The organism is Undibacterium sp. Ji49W (assembly GCF_049340205.1).
GTDB lineage: Bacteria > Pseudomonadota > Gammaproteobacteria > Burkholderiales > Burkholderiaceae_D > Undibacterium.
The window spans coordinates 66,825-90,337 of record NZ_JBMPOW010000017.1 but is presented as its reverse complement, the minus strand read 5'-3'; the positions used below and the strand labels follow the sequence as shown (position 1 = coordinate 90,337).

General features: G+C 50.2%; 24 protein-coding genes. 15 read left to right on the top strand and 9 right to left on the bottom strand.

Features of this window, described 5'->3' with window-relative positions; all coding sequences use genetic code 11:
- Positions 1-184 precede the first annotated feature (184 nt).
- From ACO0LK_RS20195 to ACO0LK_RS20180, 4 genes are read right to left on the bottom strand one after another with little or no spacing between them, the layout of a single operon-like run.
- On the bottom strand, positions 185-886 hold the full coding sequence (locus ACO0LK_RS20195) for a hypothetical protein (protein ID WP_422978212.1): 702 nt from the start codon (positions 884-886) through the stop codon (positions 185-187).
- 1 nt (position 887) lies between these two features.
- Positions 888-1,385, bottom strand: coding sequence for an RNA polymerase sigma factor (locus tag ACO0LK_RS20190; protein ID WP_422978210.1), 498 nt, complete (start codon positions 1,383-1,385; stop codon positions 888-890).
- A 1-nt stretch (position 1,386) separates the two neighbouring features.
- Entirely contained in the window at positions 1,387-2,652 is a 1,266-nt protein-coding gene (locus tag ACO0LK_RS20185) for an acyltransferase family protein (RefSeq protein WP_422978208.1), read from the bottom strand.
- Positions 2,653-2,676: 24 nt separating this feature from the next.
- Positions 2,677-3,426 (bottom strand): LolA family protein, encoded by a 750-nt coding sequence (locus ACO0LK_RS20180; protein ID WP_422978206.1) that lies wholly within the window; start codon positions 3,424-3,426, stop codon positions 2,677-2,679.
- A 55-nt stretch (positions 3,427-3,481) separates the two neighbouring features.
- Between ACO0LK_RS20180 and ACO0LK_RS20175 the strand changes: the two genes are divergently transcribed.
- From ACO0LK_RS20175 to ACO0LK_RS20150, 6 genes are all read left to right on the top strand, one after another.
- Positions 3,482-4,081: a DUF2946 domain-containing protein gene (locus tag ACO0LK_RS20175; protein ID WP_422978204.1), complete on the top strand. Its 600-nt coding sequence runs from the start codon at positions 3,482-3,484 to the stop codon at positions 4,079-4,081.
- Positions 4,082-4,210: 129 nt separating this feature from the next.
- A complete protein-coding gene (locus ACO0LK_RS20170; protein WP_422978202.1) occupies positions 4,211-4,807 on the top strand; it encodes an SCO family protein in 597 nt (198 codons plus the stop codon).
- A gap of 64 nt (positions 4,808-4,871) precedes the next feature.
- A complete protein-coding gene (locus ACO0LK_RS20165) occupies positions 4,872-5,324 on the top strand; it encodes a copper chaperone PCu(A)C (protein ID WP_422978200.1) in 453 nt (150 codons plus the stop codon).
- 12 nt (positions 5,325-5,336) lie between these two features.
- Positions 5,337-5,567 carry a hypothetical protein gene (locus ACO0LK_RS20160; protein ID WP_422978198.1) on the top strand — a complete coding sequence of 77 codons (231 nt, stop codon included), beginning with the start codon at positions 5,337-5,339 and terminating at the stop codon, positions 5,565-5,567.
- Positions 5,564-6,085, top strand: coding sequence for a YcnI family protein (locus ACO0LK_RS20155; RefSeq protein ID WP_422978196.1), 522 nt, complete (start codon positions 5,564-5,566; stop codon positions 6,083-6,085). The genes ACO0LK_RS20160 and ACO0LK_RS20155 overlap by 4 nt, the downstream gene beginning before the upstream one ends.
- A 219-nt stretch (positions 6,086-6,304) precedes the next feature.
- On the top strand, positions 6,305-6,601 hold the full coding sequence (locus tag ACO0LK_RS20150; RefSeq protein WP_422978194.1) for a transposase: 297 nt from the start codon (positions 6,305-6,307) through the stop codon (positions 6,599-6,601).
- A 22-nt stretch (positions 6,602-6,623) separates the two neighbouring features.
- Here ACO0LK_RS20150 and ACO0LK_RS20145 read toward each other — a convergent pair whose 3' ends face one another.
- Complete coding sequence (locus ACO0LK_RS20145; protein ID WP_422978192.1) at positions 6,624-8,681, bottom strand: LamG-like jellyroll fold domain-containing protein; 2,058 nt, start codon at positions 8,679-8,681, stop codon at positions 6,624-6,626.
- A gap of 157 nt (positions 8,682-8,838) precedes the next feature.
- Here ACO0LK_RS20145 and ACO0LK_RS20140 point away from each other — a divergent pair, with 157 nt between their 5' ends.
- The gene (locus ACO0LK_RS20140; protein WP_422978190.1) at positions 8,839-9,114 is read left to right on the top strand and encodes a transposase; all 276 of its coding nucleotides are present in this window, start codon (positions 8,839-8,841) and stop codon (positions 9,112-9,114) included.
- Between the two features lie 167 nt (positions 9,115-9,281).
- Here the strand turns inward: ACO0LK_RS20140 and ACO0LK_RS20135 are convergent, their stop codons facing one another.
- Both ACO0LK_RS20135 and ACO0LK_RS20130 read right to left on the bottom strand, forming a co-directional pair.
- Positions 9,282-9,701 (bottom strand): organic hydroperoxide resistance protein, encoded by a 420-nt coding sequence (locus tag ACO0LK_RS20135; protein WP_422978188.1) that lies wholly within the window; start codon positions 9,699-9,701, stop codon positions 9,282-9,284.
- Positions 9,702-10,096: 395 nt separating this feature from the next.
- Positions 10,097-10,549, bottom strand: coding sequence for a MarR family winged helix-turn-helix transcriptional regulator (locus ACO0LK_RS20130; protein WP_422978186.1), 453 nt, complete (start codon positions 10,547-10,549; stop codon positions 10,097-10,099).
- A 1-nt stretch (position 10,550) separates the two neighbouring features.
- Here ACO0LK_RS20130 and ACO0LK_RS20125 point away from each other — a divergent pair, with 1 nt between their 5' ends.
- On the top strand, positions 10,551-10,757 hold the full coding sequence (locus ACO0LK_RS20125) for a hypothetical protein (RefSeq protein ID WP_422978184.1): 207 nt from the start codon (positions 10,551-10,553) through the stop codon (positions 10,755-10,757).
- Positions 10,754-11,572: an orotidine-5'-phosphate decarboxylase gene (gene pyrF / locus ACO0LK_RS20120; protein ID WP_422978182.1), complete on the top strand. Its 819-nt coding sequence runs from the start codon at positions 10,754-10,756 to the stop codon at positions 11,570-11,572. The genes ACO0LK_RS20125 and pyrF overlap by 4 nt, the downstream gene beginning before the upstream one ends.
- Before the next feature lie 353 nt (positions 11,573-11,925).
- Here the strand turns inward: pyrF and ACO0LK_RS20115 are convergent, their stop codons facing one another.
- Together ACO0LK_RS20115 and ACO0LK_RS20110 are read right to left on the bottom strand one after the other, a co-directional pair.
- Positions 11,926-13,005, bottom strand: coding sequence for a porin (locus ACO0LK_RS20115; RefSeq protein ID WP_422978180.1), 1,080 nt, complete (start codon positions 13,003-13,005; stop codon positions 11,926-11,928).
- A gap of 481 nt (positions 13,006-13,486) precedes the next feature.
- Complete coding sequence (locus tag ACO0LK_RS20110) at positions 13,487-17,128, bottom strand: hydantoinase B/oxoprolinase family protein (RefSeq protein WP_422978178.1); 3,642 nt, start codon at positions 17,126-17,128, stop codon at positions 13,487-13,489.
- 378 nt (positions 17,129-17,506) lie between these two features.
- Between ACO0LK_RS20110 and ACO0LK_RS20105 the strand changes: the two genes are divergently transcribed.
- The 6 genes from ACO0LK_RS20105 (at position 17,507) to ACO0LK_RS20080 (ending at position 23,511) form a co-directional block, all read left to right on the top strand.
- Positions 17,507-18,577 (top strand): TRAP transporter substrate-binding protein, encoded by a 1,071-nt coding sequence (locus ACO0LK_RS20105; RefSeq protein ID WP_422978176.1) that lies wholly within the window; start codon positions 17,507-17,509, stop codon positions 18,575-18,577.
- 124 nt (positions 18,578-18,701) lie between these two features.
- A complete protein-coding gene (locus ACO0LK_RS20100; protein ID WP_186948539.1) occupies positions 18,702-19,979 on the top strand; it encodes an ABC transporter substrate-binding protein in 1,278 nt (425 codons plus the stop codon).
- 135 nt (positions 19,980-20,114) lie between these two features.
- Entirely contained in the window at positions 20,115-20,981 is an 867-nt protein-coding gene (locus ACO0LK_RS20095; RefSeq protein WP_186948540.1) for a branched-chain amino acid ABC transporter permease, read from the top strand.
- A gap of 21 nt (positions 20,982-21,002) precedes the next feature.
- Positions 21,003-22,097, top strand: a complete 1,095-nt coding sequence (locus tag ACO0LK_RS20090; RefSeq protein WP_422978173.1) for a branched-chain amino acid ABC transporter permease — start codon at positions 21,003-21,005, stop codon at positions 22,095-22,097.
- The gene (locus tag ACO0LK_RS20085; protein WP_186948542.1) at positions 22,094-22,807 is read left to right on the top strand and encodes an ABC transporter ATP-binding protein; all 714 of its coding nucleotides are present in this window, start codon (positions 22,094-22,096) and stop codon (positions 22,805-22,807) included. Before ACO0LK_RS20090 ends, ACO0LK_RS20085 begins: the two co-directional genes overlap by 4 nt.
- Positions 22,807-23,511, top strand: coding sequence for an ABC transporter ATP-binding protein (locus tag ACO0LK_RS20080; protein WP_422978170.1), 705 nt, complete (start codon positions 22,807-22,809; stop codon positions 23,509-23,511). The genes ACO0LK_RS20085 and ACO0LK_RS20080 overlap by 1 nt, the downstream gene beginning before the upstream one ends.
- The last annotated feature ends 2 nt before the right edge of the window (positions 23,512-23,513 follow it).

The following is a 23,513-nucleotide window of genomic DNA, read 5'->3' as shown; positions in this document are numbered from 1 at the left end:
TCATCTGGTCTGTCTGGCTTGTCTGATCTATCAGGTGAATCTATATTAAGGGCTGGTAATCGACCATGCTGGTTCTTGCTGACCTTGCTTGCGTACTCCAGGGACAATAACACTCGCAAACCAAAGCTTGGCTAGCATGCGACTATGAGCAATTGTAATTGAACGCGTTTTGCTGGTGATGGACTCAATGGCTGGATGTCGCATTAGTTTTGCTTTCCGCAGGCATTGCTTCAAACTGTGCCAGTGTCTTTAAGAAATGCCTGGTCTGTTTATAATCTTCGCCTGCCAGCGAATCGGTAAGCGCCTGGAAGCTTGTCGAGCGACTCAGCCGTCCTGACAGCAGCTTGGAAATACCTATCGCCAGCGGGATGAACATCAGGCTGACCATCAGGCTGGGGAGGATGAAGTTCTCGGTTTTTTGATACAGGTCCACGCCAAACACACCCTTGAAAAGCACCAGCAAAAACGGAATGAACCAGACAATTTGCCCCAGCAGGAACGCCCATTTGAATAGCTTGAGCCGCCCGGCTTTTAGTTCTGCCAGTTGTCTTTGCACGCTAGTGATGGGCTGTGCAAAATCCAGGTCTTGCAAGGCATGCCGCTGTTGATGGTTAAGAAGAGGCATGGCGATGGTCCATGCCAGTATGGTCAGGGCAGGCAGGGCAAATTTCAGGTCCGTGATGTAATGCGACAGAAACCAGATCAGGTAAATCAACACGGGGGTGCCGGCAATGATTTCATATTTGTCTGTCCAGCCCCATTTGCGGATGTCGCGCCTGTGCTGTTCCAGCAGGGATAATCGCAACATCTGGGTATTCAGCCTGACAGCCTGTTCCAGGCCCTTATCCCTGGCTTGCCATTCGGTTTTTAAAAGATCGAGATTCATCTTAATTTCCTTCTGCAAAACGACTTTGTAATTTCTGTTTGATACGACTCATGCGGGTCGCGACATTGCTGGTAGTCAGTCCCATAATGGCGGCAATTTCATCATTGCTGTAACCATCCATGAAGAGCAGGATCAGGGCGCGATTGAGTTCATCAAGTTCGCTGATGAGTTTGTCCAGGGTGCGCATATTGTCGCTTTGTGCATTGAAGAGCTGATCTGCTTCTGCAATGTCCAGGCCAAATTCTTCCAGTGGCAAGGTGTCACGCAATTGCCGTGTTTCGCTGCGGTAGTGCGAAATGGCGACATTCATGGCGATGCGGTACATCCAGGTGGAAAACAGGACGCGCTGGTCAAAGCTGCGAAACGAACGCCACAACTGCATCACCATGTCCTGCACCAGATCGCGCCGGTCTTCTGTATTACGGCAATAACTATAGGCAACCTTGTACAGCAGACGCTTGTGCGCTGCCAGTTGTTGCAGGAAGAGTGCTTCATCCATGTTATGGGGCCCTGTTTGTTCGCTGGGCACGTTTGCCATTCAACACAGCACCCAGCCAGGTGTATCTTACCAGCCAGTGATAGCTGAGCAGTGTCAGCAATAAAGTGTTGCCCATAATTACCGTCAGTTTGAATAGCCAGTGCCAGTCGCTGCGTGACACACATGCCTGGGCTGCCATAACCAGCGGCAGATGCATCAGGTAAATCCAGTACGACGCATCAGCAATATAGCGCAGTACCGGCTTGTACTGGTTCAGGTAGCGCAAGCCCAGACCCGTAAGCCCAAAGCAGAAATGCCATGCAGCAGCGGCATACAGGAAGGCGTATAGCAGCTTGTTCAAGTCGTGGGGTGCTGGCATCAGTCGTGGCACCATGCCAGCAAGCAGCAGGCAATAACTGGTGAGAGAAAATGCCATCAGCAGATGCCAGGCCCAGCGTTTTTTCCATACAATAAAAACACTTTGCTCAGACCATAGCAGCCAGCCAAGACCGAACGCCATACCGAAACTGACCCAGGCCGCTCGCCCCGGATAGAGTGACTGATCTGGTGTGGGTACACCAAACCAGTTGATCCAGTAAGGCGTATAAAACAAAGCCAGGGCAACCGGCAGGGCCAGCAGGAAAGGGGCCGCCCAGCCAGTCAGGCTGGCCATGATCAGTGTATCGGCCTTGTTCAGCCACCTGACCATAGCGCTGGTTTGCCAGCGTGTCCAAATTGCCCACAGCGCTACAGATGGTATATACAACAGCAATAGCATGTACAGAAACCACAGATGAGCCAGCGGGAAACTGTCAGGTGTGAAGCGCGGGCCTGGTGGAGATTGCCTGGACAAGTTGCCGCCCGATTTGATCCAGGTTGCCAGCACCACGGCTGCAATGATGCCGCTGAAGATCAGCGGCCAGCCTGCGAGCAAGGGCAGGGCGATGCGTCGGCCCCTGTCTTTGATGAAACCGGACACACCTTTTTTCTGTAAACCCATATGCGCAAAAAAACCGGCAAGCATGAAAAACAAAGGCATCCTGAAAACATGAATCATGAAAAATACAGGTCCCAGGACAGCACTTTTTTCATGATCACTGACTACCCAGAAAAACTGTGCACCCGGCAGGAAAGACATGCTTGCATGCAAGAGTACACCCAGTAACAGGGCAAATGCGCGCAGGGCATCCAGCCCATGCAGACGGTCTGCACTGCTGGTGGCTAAAGCGGTATGCTGCGCGCGCGTATGTGTGATGGAGTGCATGGCAGTGTGCATGAAAGTTTCCATGTCAGAAGTAAGGTCTGTGGCAATTCAATTGCCCGCCGGGCGCTGAAAACGGGAAGCTGCAATCACGGGGTTGTTCTCTACCTTGTCTATGATCATGCGCATGCGCTGACTTGCACCTTTGGTACCGATTTCTATGCGAAAGGGTAGTTGCAGTCCATCCTGCTTACGGTAATCCATGCTGAAGATTTCCAGCTCTGTCATCTGTCCCATCACAGATCGTTTTTGTACCCGTTTTACTTCGAGAAAATTGCTGGCATCCAGATAAATGCTGGATTCACCTGTGCCCGGTAGGCTGACTTTAATGACATGGACAGACTTGCCGTCAAGTTTTTCTTCCCCCTGATAGCGTAGCGGGAATCCGGATTTTTGTGCCGCTATCAGGATGCCGTCAAAATAGGCTTCTTCAATCAGCGCAGGCAGTTCATCAGTGGGCATGTTGACGGCTTGTTTGCCGCTGGAAAGAAAAGGGTCTATTTTCCAGGCATCCTTACCATCGTAGGCGCTGCTTTGCACCTGCCCCTGTAGAAAGACATCACGCCGTAACAGATTGGGGCGCTTTGCTTCTATCGTGCTTGGTATTTCAAACGGCGCCATACCGATGATGCGCAATTTGACACGTCTGGACTGTAGCCTGGAAAAATCACCTGTCGCTGCATAGTGTTGTTGCAGGATAGAGTCCAGGTTTGGTAGAGCAGTGCCAGCAGCTTGTCCGTTTGCATGGATAACATGCAGGCAAAGAAAGATGAAAAATACAATACGGTATAAAACAGACATGACTTCTCCCTGTCGCATGTGATATGCATCAAATGCGTGTCAAATAAGAAAATAAATGTTCAGCGGCCTATTCGATTGCTGTAATAACTACAAGTGCTGCAATTGCCGAACTCATATATATTTATTCGCCAGGGAAGAGAAAAATTCACAGCTGCTTGAAAATAAATTTTTAATCTTTTTACCGGCAGACTGGCATCAGGCGTCGCCAAGCTGCCATCTTGGTTATAATCCTGCCATGCGCATTTCCTACCGACTCCGGCACTTCACCATATGGCTTGCATGTTTTGCATTGCTGTTCAGTGGATTGTTGCCATCGCTGGCGACAGGTATGGAGTCAAGCTCTGCCGCTGCTGGTCGAGTGTCTGGCCTGATTGAGTTGTGCAGCGCCAGCGGTAAAAAACTGCTCGATACGGCAACCGGTAAAATCGTCAAACTTGCTGAAGACAAAAGTGATCAACCGAAAGGCCATAGCTTCAGCCACTGTGGGCTGTGCCTGCCGCTGAATGATCATTCCGTTTTCCTGCCGCCTTCATTTCCTGAGCGTGCTGACAGCAAGTTCAGTGAACATTTCCCCCCTCTGTTTTATCATGCGCCGGTCACGCTGACCGCTTGGACGCATGCACAGCCGCGCGCCCCGCCCGTCTTTCATAGCTGATTCCCTCAAGTACATGCCGGTGAGCATGGCATGGCCGCATTGCTGCCATGCGCGCTGCCATCTGGCATAGGATCGCTTCAATTCAAGCCTGGATGGGCTTGTTAAGACGGATATGCAAAGGACAAAGAAATGAAACGTCGCTCTGCCATGGAGTTGCTTGGTCTGCTTGGACTGGGCAGCATGGGTTTGCTGGCCTGTCAACGCACGCCGTTGACATTTAACGGTATTGATATTACGGGTGCTGAGTATGGGGCAGATTTTCATCTGCAAGGACATGACGGCAAGGCCTATTCCCTGAAAGATTTCAGAAACAAATACCTGCTGATCTTTTTTGGTTTTACACAATGTCCGGATATTTGCCCTACTGCCTTAAGCAGGGCAGTATTGATACGTAAATTGTTGGGCAAGGATGCCAGCCGTTTGCAGGTCATCTTTATTACCATTGACCCAGAACGTGATACCCCGGAATTGCTGGCGCAGTATATGCGGGCATTTGATCCCGGATTTTTGGGTTTGTGGGGTAATCTTCAGCAAATAACTGAAGTGGCCAAGGCTTTCCGTGTGTTTTTCAATAAGGTGCCAAGTGGAAGCTCTTACACCATGGACCACACTGCCATCAGTTATGTTTATGATGGCAATGGAAAAATTCGCCTTGCTCTGAAGCATGAACAAACGGCCGAACAATGTGCAGAAGATTTGCGTAATCTGATGCAGTCTGCGGCTTAGAAATAAAATATTCATCATGCTGGAAATTGCATGAATTCTGGATTACTTGAAAAGGAATAAATAAATGAAAAACTTCAATAAACTGGCAGTACTTGCTGCCTTGTTTTCTGGCCTGATCACTTCAGTGCAGGCGCAGGTAGCCGTAAAAGAAGCCTGGGCGCGTGCAACTGTGGTCCAGCAAAAAGCCAGTGGCGCTTTCATGCAGATCAGTTCTGTCAAAGATGCAAAATTGGTAGAGGTGCGTTCACCGGTCGCTGGCATTGCAGAAATGCATAAAATGGAAATGAGTGACAACATCATGAAAATGCGCCAGGTAGACAGCATTGATTTGCCCGCTGGTAAAACGGTGGAGCTGAAACCAGGTGGATTTCATATCATGCTGATGGATTTAAAGAGCCAGATCAAGGATGGTGACATCGTACCGCTGATACTGGTCGTCGAAGGCAAGGACAAGAAACGCGAAACGCTGGAAGTGAAGGCAATCGCAAAGCCCTTGAACCAGACTACGCATCATTGATTGGCGGCTACCATGAACATGATGAAAAACAAGCCGGGTCACTTGTTACCAGCACTGCGCTGTTTCAATGTAGCGGCTATCTGCGCCCTGGCAGTCTGGCATGCCTATGCGTTTTATTTGCACCAGGCCATAGCACGCGAGTCTGTAATGCCGGGACATGAATTGCGTTTGTTGCCTCAGTTACCTCAGTTACCTCAATTACCTGAACAGACAATACCTTCAGATTTAAGGAGAACAGTATGAAAAAAACGGGTTTCATTTTACTGGCCGCCATGTTCGCGCAGGCCGCATCTGCACACATTACCCTGGACCAGGCAAAAGCGCCTGCTGGCAGTTATCAGAAACTGACATTCAAGGTGGGACATGGTTGCGATGGCAGTGCCACGCATACCCTGAAAGTCATCTTGCCGGAAACCGTGAGTGGTGCCAAACCCATGCCCAAGGCCGGCTGGAAAATTGACACGTTGATTGAAAATCTCAGCACACCTTATACCTCACATGGCAAGACCATCAGCCGTGACGTACGTGAAGTCAGCTGGACCGGAGGTCCTTTGCCGGATGCTTACTATGATGAATTTTCCATACAGGTAAAGCTGCCTGATACTGCAGGCAAGCTGGCTTTCAAGGTGCTGCAATTATGTGAAAAGGGCAGGCTTGACTGGGTGGAAGTACCTGCCGAAGGGCAGAGCGGCAAGAGCCTGAAAACACCGGCTCCGGTACTGGAACTGGTGAACCAGCCTGAGGCCGAGCATCATCATTGATGTTTCCTAATGCAGGAGTCTCGTCAACGGAACCTCTTGCAAACTGTTTTAAAAAGCGGTGGACTGAGCACGCAAATCCATGCGACCGTTGACGCGCTAGGTAATTAGATAATCCAGTCAATTTTTGTGTAACACAAGGCCAAGTGTCTGACCTGAAAGGAGCCGAAGTATTGATTTCTGAATTAGCGGCACCCGTAGTACTAGCAGACAAAGCTTATTATGCGCGATGCGCACATAATAAAACCGCTAGTGGCTGCGGGAAGTAGGGTGGTCTTTCCGCCAAAAAAGAACAGGAAACAAGTGCGTGAGCATGACAAACATCTTTATAAAGAGTGTCATCTGGTTGAGCATTTCTTTTGTGAGCTAAAACAATTGAGAGCGATTGCAACACGCTATGACAAAACCGCACAAAATTTCCTGGCCGCGATTTATTTGGCTGCTGCATTCATATGGCTCGCTTATTACAGCGAGCCATCTCTGAATTCTCAGAAAATAGCGCCTAAGAAACGTTGCTGAATGCAATAATATAACGGCAAGATCAGCTTCTGCGGGAGGTAAGCCACTGGTTCGATGTCAGTGCTGCGGCCGTGACGCGCAATTCGCCTATTTTCCCAAAAAAGCCGTCTGCACGAGCGCCATCCCACGAACCGCCACCCACCACCCATGGAGAAGAAGCCGATAATGTGGCAAGACCAACTACGTTGCTGCTATTGCGCAGTACAGGTGCGCCTTCCACATACATGATGGTGTCATGCGTCGTTGGATCGTTGACGATAGCAATATGTACCCAGTTCCCTGCGATTATCTCACCGGACCAGCTCGCCAAAGCGTCGCGTTGACCAGTAATATCTGGTACGACTTCCCATTGGACTTCGCGTAGACTAGAAATAGCAAACAGTAGCGGCGGCGATTCTGGATCGCCACCGTTGAAACCTGCCAAATCCCCGCGTTTGCCATCCCGTGTCATGATGTTCATCCAAGCGTGTTTAGCCTTGACCCATGCCGGGTCGATCTTGATGAACGCCTCAATTGTGTAACCACTGGAGGCAAAGGTCTGCCTATTGATGACCGCATTAGCGTCCGTCAGGAAGTAGCTGAGGCGAGGGGCATTTTTGTCCGTGTTGAGGAAGCTGGCAGAGCCCGGCGCAGAGGAAAGTCGGTGATGATCGTTGCTCCATACAATGTCACCCGCGTCAGCACCAACGATACCACCCTGATTGAGTTGGTCACGCGTCAAAGGATTAGCACCAGTGACATCCGCGATTCGCGTGCCTGGCGCAATGGCCGCGCCATCAACACCACCGTAAAACCGCCAGTGCGCTACTGTCGATGCCACTTTAGGGTAGTCCTCAGTGTCTTTGGGCAAGACTTGTTCAACCACTGCCTGCTCGGTGTAACCCTTTAATACCAATGCCTTCGCCTGATCAACTAGAGACGAAGTTACGATTGCCTTACCAGCATTAAATGTGGTGTTGAAGCGGGCAAAGCGCTTCGCGAAATTGATGTTGATGGTGAAGTTGTGATTGCTTTCTGTTAACACTGCTCGATCGAAAGTATTTAGCGTAACTGTTGGCTTCATCGGCACCCAAGGAGAGAATGACAACACCTTGATCTGATTATTAGTTAGATCAAATTCATAAAGGCGCATAAGGCCGTTGCCACCTTGGTAGGCCATCTGGTAATCGACCACCATTTCTTCAACAGCGTTGCCGAAGTCGTTAATCTTGGTAAGACGCGCGCCGCCGTGATGGTGACCGTTAAGCGTCATAAATATTTGATCGTTATCACGAATAAGCTTCTCCCACAACATTTTCCCGTATCCGGTTTCAAGTGGGCTAACAGCGTCTGCCGCTATATTAAGTAACTGATGGTTGACTAAGATCACAGGCAAAGTCGGATGATCAGCCAATACCTTACGCGCCCAGACGATACCTGCGTCAGAAATACGCCATGACAACGACAGCACCAGAAACTGCTGATCCTGAGCAGTGAAGATGTGATACTCATGGAAGCCAGTGCTGTCTCGAGCGCCAAACGTGGCTTGGCGTTGTGCTCGCTTGGTACTGAACCATTGCAGGTAAGGCTCATTAGTCAATACTCGTTGGGTGTCTGTGCCCTTGGTTGTATCAGTATCAAAGTCAATGTCGTTCAGGACGTCATGGTTACCTGCCAGAATAGAGTATGGAATTTTTGCCACCTCTAATACTTGCATGGCGCTGTCGGCAACCTTCCATTGTTCCGGTTTTCCGACTTGATCGACCACATCACCAAGGTGAATCAGAAATGGAATATTTAGTGACTGCGCATTGCGAGCGACCCAATTGGTCTGCGCAGAAAACGGTTCGTTGCCATAATGGCGTTCATACTGATTGCTTTCGGCCGAAGTTGCGTACCGAGAATAGAACTGAGTATCCGGTAAAACCGCCAGCGCGAAACTAGATATCATCTTATTGGTTACAGCTGTATCAGCTTTCGTTTCGCTACTGCCGCCGCAACCGGTTAACAAGCCACTAACAGCCAAGCTTGACGCAACACCAAGTTTTAATACTGAACGTCGTTGTGTATTTTGCATTTTGCAAGCACTATCTTTTTTCATTCTCAGCCTTATATATTTTAAATATATTTAAAGACTGATATGTTATTCACTTAAAGTTACGATAGCGTGACAAGTAAAGTACAGCAGTTGTAGCATCTCTATGAGGTTCTAAAGTGAGCGTACTGTCTTCGCTTTCTTGAGCGTGGAACTGATTTGATTGATTACCTCAGTACTGGCGGACAAAGCTTATGACGCTGATGCGTGCATGATGGAGCCGCTAGAGGCAACGGCAAGAATGATGTTCATTCCACCGAAAAAAAACAGGAAGCAAACGCGTGAGCATGACAAACATCTTTATAAAGAGCGTCATCTGATTGAGCTTTTCTTTTGTAAGCTAAAACAATCGAGAGCGATTGCAACACGCTATGACAAAACCGCACGAAATTTCCTGACCGCCTATTCATTGGCTGTTGCATTCATATGGCTCGCTTAACACAGCCAGCCATCTCCGAATTCTCAGAAAATTGAAAACCTGTTAATTGAGCACAGCTTCTGGTGTAGTAGCATGAAAAAATCCCCAGTCAGATCAATATTGATCATTGCTGACGGGGGATTTTTTACAGCTTATGCCGTCATCAGGCGGCATATTTTTCTGCGGTATTACAGAATATTCAAAGTCACATCAATATTGCCGCGTGTGGCGTTGGAATATGGGCAGACTTCATGTGCCTTGTGTACCAGTGCTTCGGCTGCTGCATGATCCAGGCCAGGCAGGCTGACATTCAGTGTCACGGCCAGACCAAAACCACCCTTGCCATTCGGGCCTATGCCCACCAGGCCATTGACGGATGTATCTGCTGGCAGTGCTGTTTTCTGGGCTGCTGCGACAAATTTCATGGCACCGATGAAACAGGCGGAATAACCGGCAGCAAACATTTGTTCTGGATTGGTGCCTTCACCACCTGCGCCACCCAGTTCTTTTGGGGTCGTCAGTTTGACTTCCAGCTGATTGTCGCTGGAAACGGCGCGGCCATCACGACCACCAGTGGCTGTTGCATTTGCTGTGTAAAGTACTTGCATTATCTTGCTCCTTGTTCGGGTTGATTGAGTGGCTACGAATGCCATGGATGAACTATATCGCGCAATTAAATTGTGTGCAATCTAATTTTTCATTGTTTTTTCTATAGGCATCATAGTAGGCATATGTGTTTATTCAAGGGCTTGTTACACAATCAATAGAAAAAGTCCTTGTTGAGTGCATCTCATGACCTGAGAACCTGCCTACGATCTGTAGCGAGCAAGCGAGCGTGCTTCAGCGGGATGGGGGCGGTAATATTCATGACAACCAAGCGCAGCGCAAAAGTGGAATGTACTCTGATGTACTCTGGTACATGCGCATTTTGATCAGCACATGAACCCTGCGTGAACTCTATTGCGCACATTCGCTACAGATCGCAAACGGGTTCCAAGATGCTTCAGGTATTGAGCAACTCTGTCCTCAAAGCGCTCAGGCTGGTGCGCAGGTCTATCAGGGTTTCCTTGCTTTGTCCGCTGGCACAGAGGATTTTTTGCGGGATGTCCATGGCCGCCTTCCTCAACTCCCTGCCAGCTGTTGTCAGTGTAATTCTGACCTGGCGCTCATCTGCGTCATCGCGCTGGCGCTGCAACAAACCATTTGCTTCCAGCCGTTTCAGCAAGGGGGTCAGGGTGCCGGAATCCAGGAACAGGGCGTTGCCGATCTCCTTGACCAGTAGCTTGTCCTGCTCCCATAAAACCAGCATGACCAGATACTGCGGATAGGTAAGTCCCAGTTCATCCAGCAGGGGCTTATACGCCTTCGTCAGGGCCAGGGATGAAGAATACAGGGCAAAGCAGAATTGATTTTCCAGTGCCAGCATGTTGATGGGGGGATCAGCAGGTTTTTTCATCATGGCACTCGTGGTGATAGGGGAGCCGTGGGGCGGCAAAAAAGTCTTTGTCAGTCATGATAAACAGTTTCTTCAAGCTGTAGCAAACTTGCTGCAAGATGTTTGTTCGCCGGGATGGGCCCGGTTTGAGATTGGCCAGGGGCGGCAAGGTATAATGTCGGTCATCATGCGTGGCTTTGCCACCGTCTACCGTATGAGGACAATGTGAGCTTTATCGAGAAACTTTCTGCCGCCTGGACGGCAAACAATTCCCTGCTGTGTGTAGGGCTGGACCCGGATGTCAGTCGCTTTCCGCCAGAGCTGGCAGGCAAACCGGATGCCATATTTACATTTTGCAAAACCGTGATTGATGCGACGGCAGACCTGGCCTGTTCATTCAAGCCACAGATCGCCTATTTTGCCGCCCTGCGTGCAGAAGATCAACTGGAAGAAATTTGCCGTTATATCAAGACGACGTATCCGCATATCCCTGTGATTCTGGATGCCAAGCGTGGTGATATCGGCGCAACTGCCGGTCAGTATGCACGTGAAGCATTTGAACGTTATGCAGCCGATGCCGTGACCGTCAACCCCTACATGGGTTTTGACTCCGTTGCGCCGTATCTCGAATGGCAAGACCGCGGCGTCATCATACTTTGCCGTACATCGAATGCCGGTGGCTCTGATCTGCAATTTCTGGATGTCGGCGGCAAGCCTTTGTACCAGCATGTGGCGCAATTGGTGGCCGATAAATGGAATACCAATGGCCAGTGTGCCCTGGTGGTCGGCGCGACTTTCCCAAATGAGCTGGCGCAGGTGCGTGCCTTGACGGGGGATATGCCCTTGCTGGTGCCAGGCATCGGTGCACAGGGAGGAGATATTGCTGCGACGGTGCAGGCTGGCAAGACAGCAAACGGTACTGGCATGATGATCAATTCTTCACGCGCCATTTTGTATCCGGTACAGCAAGCAGGTGAAAGCAATGTCGCTGCGATTCGCCGGGTTGCGCTGGAAACCCGCGACACGATCAATACTTACCGCTAAGTTGCTTCGGTAATACAACAAGCGTAATACAACAAGCTTCTTGTATTTGCTGCCTGGACGCTTGTTGTAAAAGATCATACGTGTCACCGGTCCACTCACTTTTTATACGTGGATCGGTAACGTGAAGCGCATTTCCACAAACATCCTTGTGAAATTTTGCTGAACGCACTTCACTGCCTGACGTTCTTTTTAAAACTTGTTTACGGTCTGTAGCGAGCGAGCGTCAGCGGGGTAAGGGTAACCAAGCGCAGCGCAAAAAGCGGAATGTACTTTGGTACATGAGCATTTTGAGCAGCACATGAGCCCCGCACAGACTCCGATTGCGCCCGCGCAGTAAGATCGTAAACAGGTTTTTAGAAACTGTGGCGTACGCCCAGATGCAGGGCCTTATCACCAGAACCGGCTTCAATGGCACTACCTACGGTATAGCCGGCACCATTCTTGTTATCTATCTTGGCATAAGCCGCATACAGATCAGTACGCTTGGACAGAGAGTACAGGTAGGCCACAGCCAACTGGCTGGTATCCTGGTTTTTTACTGTCTTGTCGTCTTTGCGGATATAGGAAGCCAGTATCTTGTTGCTGCCAAACGGTACCGTCACACCTACCAAAAAATCAGTGGAATCTGTTGATGCTGTTGGTGCCACCAGGCTGCCGAAAGGATTGGCGGTATTGCGCAGTGGTGAGCTGTTCAGGCCCTTGTTGATACCGTAGGCCAGATGCGCTTTGGCCACACCAAAATCATAGGTGGCAGCCAGCAGGGTGGTTTTGCCATCTTCCGTATTTTTAAGTGTTGCCGTGTCATTGTTGCGGTTGTGGTAGCCCAGACGTACTGCAAATGGGCCGGATGTATAGGCAATTGCCGCACCCAACTGACGACTGGCAGAGGTATCGCCGGCAGTTTCGCCAAAGCCGTAGGCCAGTTCACCAGTCAGGCCATCAAAAGAAGGCGTGACGTATTTCAAGGTGTTGTCCATACGGCTGGCACCGGTGCCAGAGTTAGGCATGATATTGGCAGCATCGCCAGCAAAGCCGGTACCGAAGGGATCAGCAAAAGCCAGTGTCAGGTATTCTGGCGTGTACTGACGACCTGCAGTCAATGTACCAAAATCTCCCTTGATACCCAGATAGGCCTGGCGACCAAACATCAAGCCACCCTGGCCTGATGAACCGGTATCGACGTTGATGCCGCTTTCCAGCAGGAAGAAAGCAGACAGACCGCCACCCAGGTCTTCAGTGCCTTTGAAACCCAGACGCGAACCCGAACCAATGCCGCTGGTCAGCTTGCTGACAGAACCGGCGCTGCCGCCATTTTCTATGGCAATGCCGGTATCCACGATACCGTAAATGGTGACGGAAGACTGGGCCGAAGCAGAGCCGGAAAAAGTGCCAATAACGCCAAGTAAGGCAAGTGCAAGAAACGTCTTTTTCATTTGATTCTTTCAAAAAATAGGTAAGGAAACAATTTCGCTGCCAAAAGAATCGCCTGTTGCCGGGATGCCCCATCGTATGAATGCGACATCTGTGCTGCGGTGTTCAAGCTATACCGGCAATGCCAACAACAAGGGCGATATGGGTACTGAGGGTGCTAATGGTGATACAGGTACTTACCGACAGGATTTCCTGTCATCGCAGTCGGTAATTTATTATCGATGAAAAATAATATGTTTACATATATATTATTTATAAATCGTTGATAAAAAATAGATGAAACGTTGTTAAAAAGTTGAAATTGAGTTTGGGGAAATATTTATGGAATATCCGTATGCTGGCGACGGAGGGTAATTATTTTGTCGCAGATGATGAAAATAAAAATGGCCGGTGATGACTTCATCACCGGCCATTTCTTCAGGCGCCTTCAGTTAATGCAAAGGTAGTTGGTAGTGCCGCTTGCAATGCTTCTGGCCATGCGCATCATGCTTTACCGTAGCCACCCCCACCTGGCGTTTCAATCACGAAGATATCGCCTGCCTGCATGTCGGTGCTGGCGACAAATCCCAGTTCCTCAGTCTTGCCATCATTTCTGATGACATAGTTTTTACCGCAGGCGCCGTCACCGCCGCCTGCTGTACCAAACGGCGCATACACACGATTATTAGACAGGATGGAAGCAGTCATGTTTTCCAGGAAGCGTATCTTCCTGACGCCACCATTACCACCATGCCAGCGACCTGCACCACCTGAACCTGGCTTGATTTCATAGCTTTCCAGCCTGACCGGATAACGCCATTCCAGAATCTCCGGATCGGTAAGACGTGAATTCGTCATATGTGTCTGCACCACATCCGTACCGTTGAAACCTTCGCCTGCGCCTGAACCACCAGAGATAGTTTCATAGTATTGATAATCATCATTACCGAAGGTGAAATTGTTCATGGTACCCGGGGATGATGCGACCACACCCAGCGCACCATACAGTGCATTGGTAATACAACTTGAAGTTTCCACATTGCCGGATACCACCGCAGCAGGGTAACGCGGATTAAGCATCGAACCTTCCGGGATGATGACTTTCAGCGGTTTCAGGCAACCGGCATTGAGCGGGATATCGTCATCGATCAATGTACGGAATACATACAACACCGCTGCCATGCAAATCGCGCTGGGTGCATTGAAGTTATTATTCAGTTGTGGTGACGTGCCGGTAAAATCTACTTCGGCAGAACGTGAAGCATGATCAACCCGGATGGCAACCTTGATGATGGCACCGTTGTCGAGCCTGTATTCATAGTGGCTGTCCTGCAAGGCCGTGATGACACGTCTTACAGCTTCTTCTGCATTGTCCTGTACGTGACTCATATAAGCCTGTACCACATCCAGCCCGTAGTGCTGCACCATCTTCAGCAACTCATCGACGCCTTTCTGGTTGGCGGCAATCTGTGCCTGGAAGTCGGCCAGGTTTTGATGGATATTGCGGCATGGGTATTTACCTGAAGAGAGCAGGGCGATGGTTTCTTTCTCCAGGAACTTGCCAGCACTGACCAGTTTGAAATTATTGATCAGTACCCCTTCTTCTTCCACCACTGTGCTGTCTGCCGGCATTGAGCCTGGTGTGATGCCACCTATGTCGGCATGGTGGCCGCGTGAGCCCACATAGAACAGAACTTCGGTGCCCGCGGCATTGAAGGCCGGGGTGATAACCGTAACGTCAGGCAAGTGCGTGCCGCCGTTATACGGGTCGTTGAGCATATACACATCGCCCGGCTGCATGCTGCCGGCATTGGCGCGGATGATGGTCTTGATGCTGTCACCCATAGAGCCAAGATGCACAGGGATATGTGGTGCATTCGCAATCAGATTGCCTTCTGCATCAAACAGTGCACAAGAAAAATCCAGGCGTTCTTTGATGTTGACCGAGAAGGCTGTATTTTGCAGGCGCAGGCCCATCTGTTCGGCAATACTCATGAACAGATTATTGAATACCTCCAGCATCACCGGATCTGCTTTGGTGCCTATGGCCTGGCGTTTCGGACGTGCTTCCAGGCGCGTGAATACCAGGTGATCCAGGGCCGTGACTTCGGCACCCCAGCCTGGCTCTATGATATTGGTGGCATTTTTCTCGGCAATGATGGCCGGACCCCTGATGTGATCACCCGGGCGCATGTCTTCCCGTGCGTACAGACCGGTGTTATGCCATTTCCCGCCAGAAAAGAGCTGGACGATTTCTACCGGTTTCAATGCCTGATTATTTTCTCGGGGTGGCAGATAGTCGACGCTTTCATTACCTTCCCCCGAATTGCCTATGGCTTCTACCGAAATTGCTTCGATCACCAACTGCTTGTTCGGCATCAGGAAGGAATAGCGTTTTTTGTAGGCAGATTCAAACTGATAAATCATGCCGGCGATATCCTGCATGCCAACCACGATGACAGAATCTGTGCCTTCATAGCGCAAATGCACACGCTGTTTGACACTGAGGTTTTCTATTAACACGCCTTGCTCAAGCAAATCATTTTTTGCCGAGACAGACAGACGGGTCAGGTGTTTTTCCAGTGACGGCAGGGAAGTCGGTGCCAGCGGCAATTCCATGGCCTGCTCGCGCATCGCAGTCTGGTCTGCCAGGCCCATGCCATATGCGGACAGTACGCCAGAGAATGGATGGGCAAATACTTTTGTCATGCCCAGTGCATCTGCCACCAGGCAGGCATGTTGACCACCGGCACCACCGAAAGTGGTCAGAGTATAGTCAGTCACATCATGGCCGCGCTGTACCGAGATGAATTTGATGGCATTGGCCATATTGCCGACGGCAATTTCAATAAAGCCTTCGGCTACTTCTTCTGGTGATTTGCGTATGCCGGTAGCTTTTTCTATTTCTGCAGCCATGGCAGTAAATTTTTCCACCACGGCGTCGCGGTCCAGCGACTGGTCGGCTTTCGGGCCAAACACCCTGGGGAAATAAGCTGGCTGGATTTTCCCCAGCATGACATTGCAATCGGTCACAGCCAGTTGGCCGCCACGCCGATAGCTGGTGGGGCCAGGATTGGCACCGGCACTGTCAGGGCCAACGCGATAGCGGGTTCCATCAAAATGCAGGATGGAACCACCACCGGCGGCGACCGTATGGATGCTCATCATTGGTGCCCGCATCCTGACACCGGCAACCTGGGTTTCAAATTCACGTTCAAATTCACCGGCGTAATGGGATACATCCGTCGATGTGCCGCCCATGTCAAAGCCAATGATTTTATCGAAGCCGGCAGTCTGCGCCGTGCGTACCATGCCAACGATGCCACCGGCCGGACCGGACAGGATGGAGTCCTTGCCCTGGAAACGATGGGCATCTGTCAGACCACCATTGCTTTGCATGAAGAACAGACGCACGCCATCCATCTTGCTGGCAACCTGATCGACATAGCGTCGCAATATGGGCGACAGATAGGCATCGACCACCGTGGTATCGCCACGCGAGATCAGCTTCATCATCGGGCTGACCTTGTTGGAAATGGAAATCTGTGTGAAACCAGTTTCCGCCGCCAGCCTGCCTATACGGTCTTCATGCTGGGTATGGCGATAGCCATGCATGAGCACAATCGCCAGCGCGCGATAACCGTCCTTATATAAGGCAGCCAGTTCTGTTTTGACGGCATCTTCATCCAATGCCTGCAACACATTGCCCTGGGCATCGATGCGTTCATCGACTTCCACCACTTTTCCATACAACAGTTCTGGCAATACGATATGGCGGTCAAACAGGCGCGGCCGGTTCTGGTAGGCGATGCGCAAGGCGTCACGAAAACCTTTGGTTATTATCAGTGCAGTCGGGTCGCCCTTGCGTTCCAGCAAGGCATTGGTGGCAACCGTAGTTCCCATCTTTACGGCAGAGACCAGTGCGGGTGAAATATTCTGTTCTGAACTTAAACCGAGCAGACCCTGTATACCAGCGACGGCAGCGTCTTTATATTGCTCTGGGTTTTCTGACAATAATTTATGTGTCAGTAGTTTTCCATCCGGACGGCGCGCCACGATATCGGTAAACGTACCACCGCGATCTATCCAGAATTGCCAGCGTTGATCTTCAGGCAGATCTTCGTGCGCTTGTTTCTGTTCGTTCATTTTGCAACCACCTTTCATAAAGAGATGTTGCCGTCCACCGGCAAAGTCTAATCTCGGTTTGATCCGTCATCCACATCCAGGGCAACAGTCCTTGTGTCAAAAATCAGACAGTTCCCATATTTAACTGTTGCACGAAGGCAGCAAGTGGAATGGATTTCCAGTACTAAAAAAACAAAAAACATCACTGTTCTTGTGCATCTCCGCCAAAGCGTGGTGCAGTTTTTTAAAACAGATTCAGAGTAGGAAAAAAACTTTATAAACATCTTGTGGATTTTTCCTTTAATGATATTTTAGTGTTTATTGAGATTAAATGTAATATATTTTATTGACGTTTTATCGATAAAACGTTTACGATATAAAACATCGAAAGGGTAAATGATGTCTGACTTAAAGCAATATAAGTTGATCTTGTCCTCGTCATATGCCCGCTTTCGATCAGGTATCAAAGGGTTTGCAGGGCTATCCGTCGCAGTATCAGTAACCGTATCAGTAACCATATTGATGATGGCCTTGCCCTGTCAGGCAGAAGAGACAGAGGTACGTTTCGCCACTGCTTATGCTGCCGATAATTTTCAAACCTTGAATTTGCAGCAATTTGCCAAAGACGTCATGGCAAGCACCGGGGGAAGAGTGAAGATGAGTATCTTTGCTGCTGGCACCTTGTTGAAGCCGGCAGAAATTTTTGCCGGTGTCATCAGCGACAAAGCCGAGGCAGGGGAAGTCATCATGTCCAGCCTGGCAAAAGATATACCGGTATTTGGTGTGGATTCGCTGCCATTTACCGTCAGGGGTTATGAAGATGCTTATAACCTGTGGATGGCGTCAAAACTGGAAGTTGAAAAAGCGCTCAATAAACGGGGTTTGAAGTTGCTTTATACAGTGCCATGGCCACCGCAGAACCTATACTCAAAAAAGCCCTTGAGTTCACTGGCAGATTTCAAGGGCATGCGCATGCGCAGTTATAACCCGGCCAGTGAAAGGATCGCTGAATTGGCGCTGGCGACGGCAGTACCGGTGCAGGTGATTGATCTGGAAAAGGCGATTGCCAGTGACAAGCTGGACCTGATGATCACCTCAAGCTGGACCGGGGTGGAAACCAGGGCGTGGAGCAAGATGCAGTATTACTACCGGGCCAATGCATGGATACCAAAGAACATGGTCTTCATCAGTCAAAAGGTATTTGCCCGATTTGACGCGGATACGCAAAAGAAAATCATGGATGCGGCCCAGCATGCCGAAAAACGTGGCTGGGATATGAGCAGGGACAGTGATGCCGGTTTTGAAAACCAGTTGCGTAACAACAAGGTCAAGGTAGACCGGGTAGACGCACTTTTAAGAAATAACCTGGACAGGCTGGGTGAACAGTTTGTCAGGGAGTGGTTGAAAACAGCAAGCAGTGAAGAAGTATCGATTTTATTGAAATACACGACCGAAAGGTCGATGAAGTAAATCTTTGGCTGGCAGGTCCGGTAAATGCGGACCAATGCAGGCAAGGACAGGAGTTGCAGCATAGGAAACGGCTCTCATCACGGTAGCAGAGGGCTTACATTTAATTAAATTGGAGCGTTTAATAATGTTTACAAATACCATCAAGAGAATTGCCCGCGCCGGTCTTCTGGCCAGTCTGGGATTGAGTTTTTGCTACTCTGCCTATGCGCAGCAAGAGATCAAGATAGGCGTCATTTATCCATTGTCCGGTGCTGCGGCATCGTCAGGTAGTGAAATGAAAAACGCGCTGGAACTGGCCGCCGACATCGTCAACAATGGCGCAAAAAGCGTTCCCAATCTGCCATTTTCTGCCGGCGGTGGTTTGCCAAACCTGAAAGGTGCCAAGATCAAATTGGTATTTGCTGATCATCAGGGCAACCCGCAAATTGGTGCGACTGAAACCGAAAGACTGATCACCCAGGAAAAAGTGGTTGCCATTGTCGGTGCCTACTTCAGTAATGTGACGGCGACCTCCAGCCAGGTGGCTGAGAAATACAAGATTCCCTATGTCAATCCGGAGTCTTCTTCTTCCACACTGACACAGCGCGGCTTCAAATGGTTCTTCCGTACCACGGCCCATGATGATTTGTTTGTGCATAATTTCTTTGACTTCTTCAAGGAGCTGGAAGCCAAAAAAGGTATCAAGGTCAAGCAACTGGCAACCTTCAATGAAAATACCCTGTGGGGCAATGAAACCACCAAGCTGGAAACCAAGCTGGCAGCAGAAAAAGGCTATAACCTGGTGAAGACCATAGTCTATCCGGCGAAAAGCACACAACTGACATCCGAAGTGCAGCAATTGAAATCAGCCAGCCCGCAAGTGGTGATGCAGTCTTCCTATCTGGGTGACGCCATCATGGCGATGAAAACCTATAAGGAACTGGGTTTTTCACCTGACATGATCCTGGCCAACAATGCCGGGTTTACCGATACAGAATTCCGCCGCACCCTGGGCAAGGATGCTGATTATGTCATCACACGCGAAGTCTGGTCGCCAGATTTGGCGAAGAATAATCCGCTGATCAAACAGGTCAATGATTTGTTCAACAGTAAATACAAGATCGACTTTACCGGCAATTCTTCCCGCACCTTTACTGGTCTGATGACTCTGGTTGATGCCATCAATCGCGCCGGTTCCACGGAACCGGAAGCAATCCGCAAAGCCCTGACGGAAACCAATATTCCTGCCAACAAGCTGATCATGCCGTGGAAGGGTGTGAAGTTTGATGAAAATGGTCAGAACGTCCTGGGTTCCGGCATTCTGGTACAGATCATCGACGGCAAATACAACACGGTCTGGCCTTTCGACCTGGCGACCAAAGATGTCGTCTGGCCTATGCCGAAGTGGGATCAACGCAAGTAACAAGCACAACAAAAAAGAAGCATGTTTGCCCGGCCATCTGGCCGGGCAAGAGAAAAGATATTCAGTAAAAAATACCTGGCGATACCTGACGTCGGTTTTACATAGCTATACATAATAGGAAGTGCGAGGAGAAATATGTCCCTTGAAATTATTATTCAAACCCTGGCGTCAGGGATCTTGATCGGATTGATCTATGCGCTGGTCGCGATTGGTTTGACGTTGATCTTTGGCGTCATGGATATCGTCAATTTTTCGCATGGTGAGTTTCTGATGTTCGGCATGTATTCCAGTTTCTGGATGTACTCGCTGTTTGCACTGGACCCCATGTTTACCCTGCCATTGACCGCATTGTTTCTGTTTGCGCTTGGCGTGATCCTGTACAAACTGATCATCAGAAAAATCACCAATGCGCCGATGCTGTCGCAGATTTTTACAACCTTCGGCCTGATGATGCTGTTCCGCGGTCTGGCCCAGTTTTTCTGGAAGCCGGATTTCAGGACAGTAGACCATTCTGTCGTATCCGGTGCGGTGCAGGTATTCGGCATACAGGTGGGTATGCCGCAGGTGACTGCAGGTGTCGGGGCAATTCTGGTGACGATGGGTATTTACCTGTTCCTGACCAAGACCCGTGCAGGGGCAGCGCTGGAAGCGACTGCTGCAGATAAAGAGGCAGCACAACTGATGGGCATCGACTCACAGAAAATGTTTGCCATGGCCTGGGGCATTGGTGCTGCATGTGCGGGCGTGGCCGGGGCATTGCTGTCGACCTTCTTTCCCATCTTCCCTGAAGTGGGGGCGAACTTCATCCTGATCGCGTTTGTGGTGGTGAATCTGGGTGGCTTTGGCAGCGTCATCGGTGCATTGTTTGCCGGAATTATTGTCGGTGTCATTGAAGTCATGGGTGGCTTTTTGATTGGGCCGCAATACAAGCTGGCATTGGTACTTGGATTGTTCCTGGCGGTGTTGATGTTCCGTCCGCAAGGACTGATGGGTAAGCAGTAAGGTGAAAAATAAGGTGAAGCTATGAACATACAAGAAAAAACCGTGACATCGGCGCATGAATTGCTGGCGCCAGATTCTCATGGAAAATCCTCGGTTAAATACATACTGTTATCGCTATGTGTAATTTGTGCTTTGCTGGTGCCCGTCGTGGTCAAGGATCCGTCGCACCAGAATCTGGCGATATTGATTTTGATGGCGGCGCAACTGGGTGTGGCCTGGAATATCGTCGGTGGTTATGCCGGTCAGGTGTCGCTAGGGCACGTCGCCTTTTACGGACTGGGCGCTTACACCTCAACACTGCTGCTGACGCAATGGGGCATGAACGCGTGGCTGGCAATGTTATGTGGCGGCATACTGGCAGCACTGATTAGCCTGGTCATAGGCTGGTCATGCTTTCGCCTCAACGGTCATTACTTTGGCATGGCAACCATCGCCGTGGCTGAAATCATCCAGATCATTTTTACCAACTGGGAATATGCAGGTGGCGCCGTCGGCCTGACCCTGCCCATGGATCAGCAAGGCTGGAGCAATATGATTTTTACCGACAAGGCACCGTATTACTACATTGCCCTCGGTCTTTTGTTGCTGACGCTGGCGGTGAATTACTGGATAGAACACAGTTACCTTGGTTATTACTTCCGCGCCATCAAGGATGAGCCGGATGCCGCACGTAGCCTGGGTATCAACCTGAGCCGCTACAAGCAGATTGCCTTTGCCGTCAGCAGTTTTTTTACCGCCATCGGTGGCAGTCTGTATGCACAGAAGGAATTGTATATCGATCCGGGTTCGGTCCTGCATACCGGCCTGTCGATCAAGATGGCCCTGGTATCCATATTGGGCGGAGTAGGCACTTTGCTGGGCCCCGTCATCGGTGCAGGTGTCTTGACTTTCATTGAAGAAGGTACACGTGCCCTGTTTGGTGGTTCTGGCCGTGGTACGGATCTGGTGATTTATGCCGCATTGATCGTGGTGATTGCGGTCTACTATCCGACCGGTGTGATGGGCTGGATCAAGCAATTTTTTGCGCGCAGAAAAGCGGTCAGAGCGCAAAAGGTACAAGATGCACAAGATGCACAAAACACGACAGGCACACAAGCCGGCAAGGAGGCAGCATGAGCTTATTGCGAGTAGAAAGCGTCAGCAAACGCTTCGGCGGTATTACCGCCAATCAGGATGTGTCATTTGAAGTCGGCGCTGGCAAGATCGTTGGTCTGATAGGCCCCAACGGTGCTGGCAAGACCACCATGTTTAACTGTATCGCCGGTTATGCACCACCGACTACCGGTGAAATCTGGATGAATGACATCAAGGTATCCGGCATGAGCCCGGAGCAATGTGCGCGTGCCGGTATAGGCCGCACCTTCCAGGTGGCAAGGACCTTCACCAGCATGACCGCTCTGGAGAACGTTATGGTTGGCGCATTCCTGATCAACAAGAATGTGGCTGATGCCAGACAAAGCGCCGCGAAATTACTGAGCTTTGTGAATCTGGGGCAGTTTAAAGACAAACCGGCAGGCAGCATGACCATCAGTGAGCAGCGCCGTCTGGCGGTTGCCCGCGCACTGGCAGTCAGGCCACGCCTGTTGCTGATGGATGAAGTGATGGCTGGTTTGAACCCGACGGAAGTCAAAGAGACGGTGGATGTGGTCCTGAAAATTCGTGAAGAAGGTATTTCCTGCCTGATAGTTGAACACGTGCTGGAAGGCATCATGCCGATTGCCGATGCCATCGTCGTACTCGATTACGGTAAGAAGATCGCCGAAGGCAGTCCTGAACAAGTATCGAACGATCCCAAAGTGATCGCCGCTTATCTGGGAGATGAATGATGCTGCAAGTAAGAAATCTGAGAGTCAGTTATGACGGTGTGCTGGCCTTGTCCAAGGTCGATATTGATGTCGAAAAGGGCAAGATCGTTGCCCTGGTTGGCGGTAATGGCAATGGCAAATCCACCACCTTGCGTGCCATCGCCGGTTTGAACACGGCCGATGCCGGTCAGATCATATTCGATGGCAAGCCACTGGAAAAAATCCCGGCCAGCAAGCGCGTGGGCCTGGGTCTGTCACTGGTGCCGGAAGGACGACGTATCTTCGCGCGCCTGACGGTAGAAAGAAATCTGCAACTGGGTGCCTATACCCGTCGTGACGATGATGAAGTGGCTGAATCCATAGACACCATGTACAGCCTGTTCCCCATTCTCAAGGAAAGACGCCACCAACTGGCTGGCACCATGAGTGGTGGTGAACAACAGATGCTGGCGATTGGCCGTGGCCTGATGGCAAAACCCAAATTGCTGTTGCTGGATGAACCTTCCTGGGGAATCGCTCCCAAGTTTGTCACCAAGGTGCTCGACACCATACAACTGATCAATGAACAGGGTATGTCTATCCTGCTGGTGGAGCAAAACCTGCACAAGGCGCTGGCGATTGCCCATCACGGCTATGTGATACAGACAGGTCGCATCGTCATGCAGGGAACAGGGCAGGAACTGCTGAACAATGAAGATGTCAAGAAAGCCTATCTGGGTGTCTGACA

Excerpts from the sequence above, each read along its gene's own strand:
- ACO0LK_RS20195 (WP_422978212.1), bottom strand. The coding sequence starts at position 886 with ATGAATCTCGATCTTTTAAAAACCGAATGGCAAGCCAGGGATAAGGGC.
- ACO0LK_RS20190 (WP_422978210.1), bottom strand. The coding sequence starts at position 1,385 with ATGGATGAAGCACTCTTCCTGCAACAACTGGCAGCGCACAAGCGTCTG.
- ACO0LK_RS20185 (WP_422978208.1), bottom strand. The coding sequence starts at position 2,652 with ATGGAAACTTTCATGCACACTGCCATGCACTCCATCACACATACGCGC.
- ACO0LK_RS20180 (WP_422978206.1), bottom strand. The coding sequence starts at position 3,426 with ATGTCTGTTTTATACCGTATTGTATTTTTCATCTTTCTTTGCCTGCAT.
- ACO0LK_RS20175 (WP_422978204.1), top strand. The coding sequence starts at position 3,482 with ATGTTCAGCGGCCTATTCGATTGCTGTAATAACTACAAGTGCTGCAAT.
- ACO0LK_RS20170 (WP_422978202.1), top strand. The coding sequence starts at position 4,211 with ATGAAACGTCGCTCTGCCATGGAGTTGCTTGGTCTGCTTGGACTGGGC.
- ACO0LK_RS20165 (WP_422978200.1), top strand. The coding sequence starts at position 4,872 with ATGAAAAACTTCAATAAACTGGCAGTACTTGCTGCCTTGTTTTCTGGC.
- ACO0LK_RS20160 (WP_422978198.1), top strand. The coding sequence starts at position 5,337 with ATGAACATGATGAAAAACAAGCCGGGTCACTTGTTACCAGCACTGCGC.
- ACO0LK_RS20155 (WP_422978196.1), top strand. The coding sequence starts at position 5,564 with ATGAAAAAAACGGGTTTCATTTTACTGGCCGCCATGTTCGCGCAGGCC.
- ACO0LK_RS20150 (WP_422978194.1), top strand. The coding sequence starts at position 6,305 with ATGCGCGATGCGCACATAATAAAACCGCTAGTGGCTGCGGGAAGTAGG.
- ACO0LK_RS20145 (WP_422978192.1), bottom strand. The coding sequence starts at position 8,681 with ATGAAAAAAGATAGTGCTTGCAAAATGCAAAATACACAACGACGTTCA.
- ACO0LK_RS20135 (WP_422978188.1), bottom strand. The coding sequence starts at position 9,701 with ATGCAAGTACTTTACACAGCAAATGCAACAGCCACTGGTGGTCGTGAT.
- ACO0LK_RS20130 (WP_422978186.1), bottom strand. The coding sequence starts at position 10,549 with ATGAAAAAACCTGCTGATCCCCCCATCAACATGCTGGCACTGGAAAAT.
- ACO0LK_RS20125 (WP_422978184.1), top strand. The coding sequence starts at position 10,551 with ATGGCACTCGTGGTGATAGGGGAGCCGTGGGGCGGCAAAAAAGTCTTT.
- ACO0LK_RS20115 (WP_422978180.1), bottom strand. The coding sequence starts at position 13,005 with ATGAAAAAGACGTTTCTTGCACTTGCCTTACTTGGCGTTATTGGCACT.
- ACO0LK_RS20110 (WP_422978178.1), bottom strand. The coding sequence starts at position 17,128 with ATGAACGAACAGAAACAAGCGCACGAAGATCTGCCTGAAGATCAACGC.
- ACO0LK_RS20105 (WP_422978176.1), top strand. The coding sequence starts at position 17,507 with ATGTCTGACTTAAAGCAATATAAGTTGATCTTGTCCTCGTCATATGCC.
- ACO0LK_RS20100 (WP_186948539.1), top strand. The coding sequence starts at position 18,702 with ATGTTTACAAATACCATCAAGAGAATTGCCCGCGCCGGTCTTCTGGCC.
- ACO0LK_RS20095 (WP_186948540.1), top strand. The coding sequence starts at position 20,115 with ATGTCCCTTGAAATTATTATTCAAACCCTGGCGTCAGGGATCTTGATC.
- ACO0LK_RS20090 (WP_422978173.1), top strand. The coding sequence starts at position 21,003 with ATGAACATACAAGAAAAAACCGTGACATCGGCGCATGAATTGCTGGCG.
- ACO0LK_RS20085 (WP_186948542.1), top strand. The coding sequence starts at position 22,094 with ATGAGCTTATTGCGAGTAGAAAGCGTCAGCAAACGCTTCGGCGGTATT.
- ACO0LK_RS20080 (WP_422978170.1), top strand. The coding sequence starts at position 22,807 with ATGCTGCAAGTAAGAAATCTGAGAGTCAGTTATGACGGTGTGCTGGCC.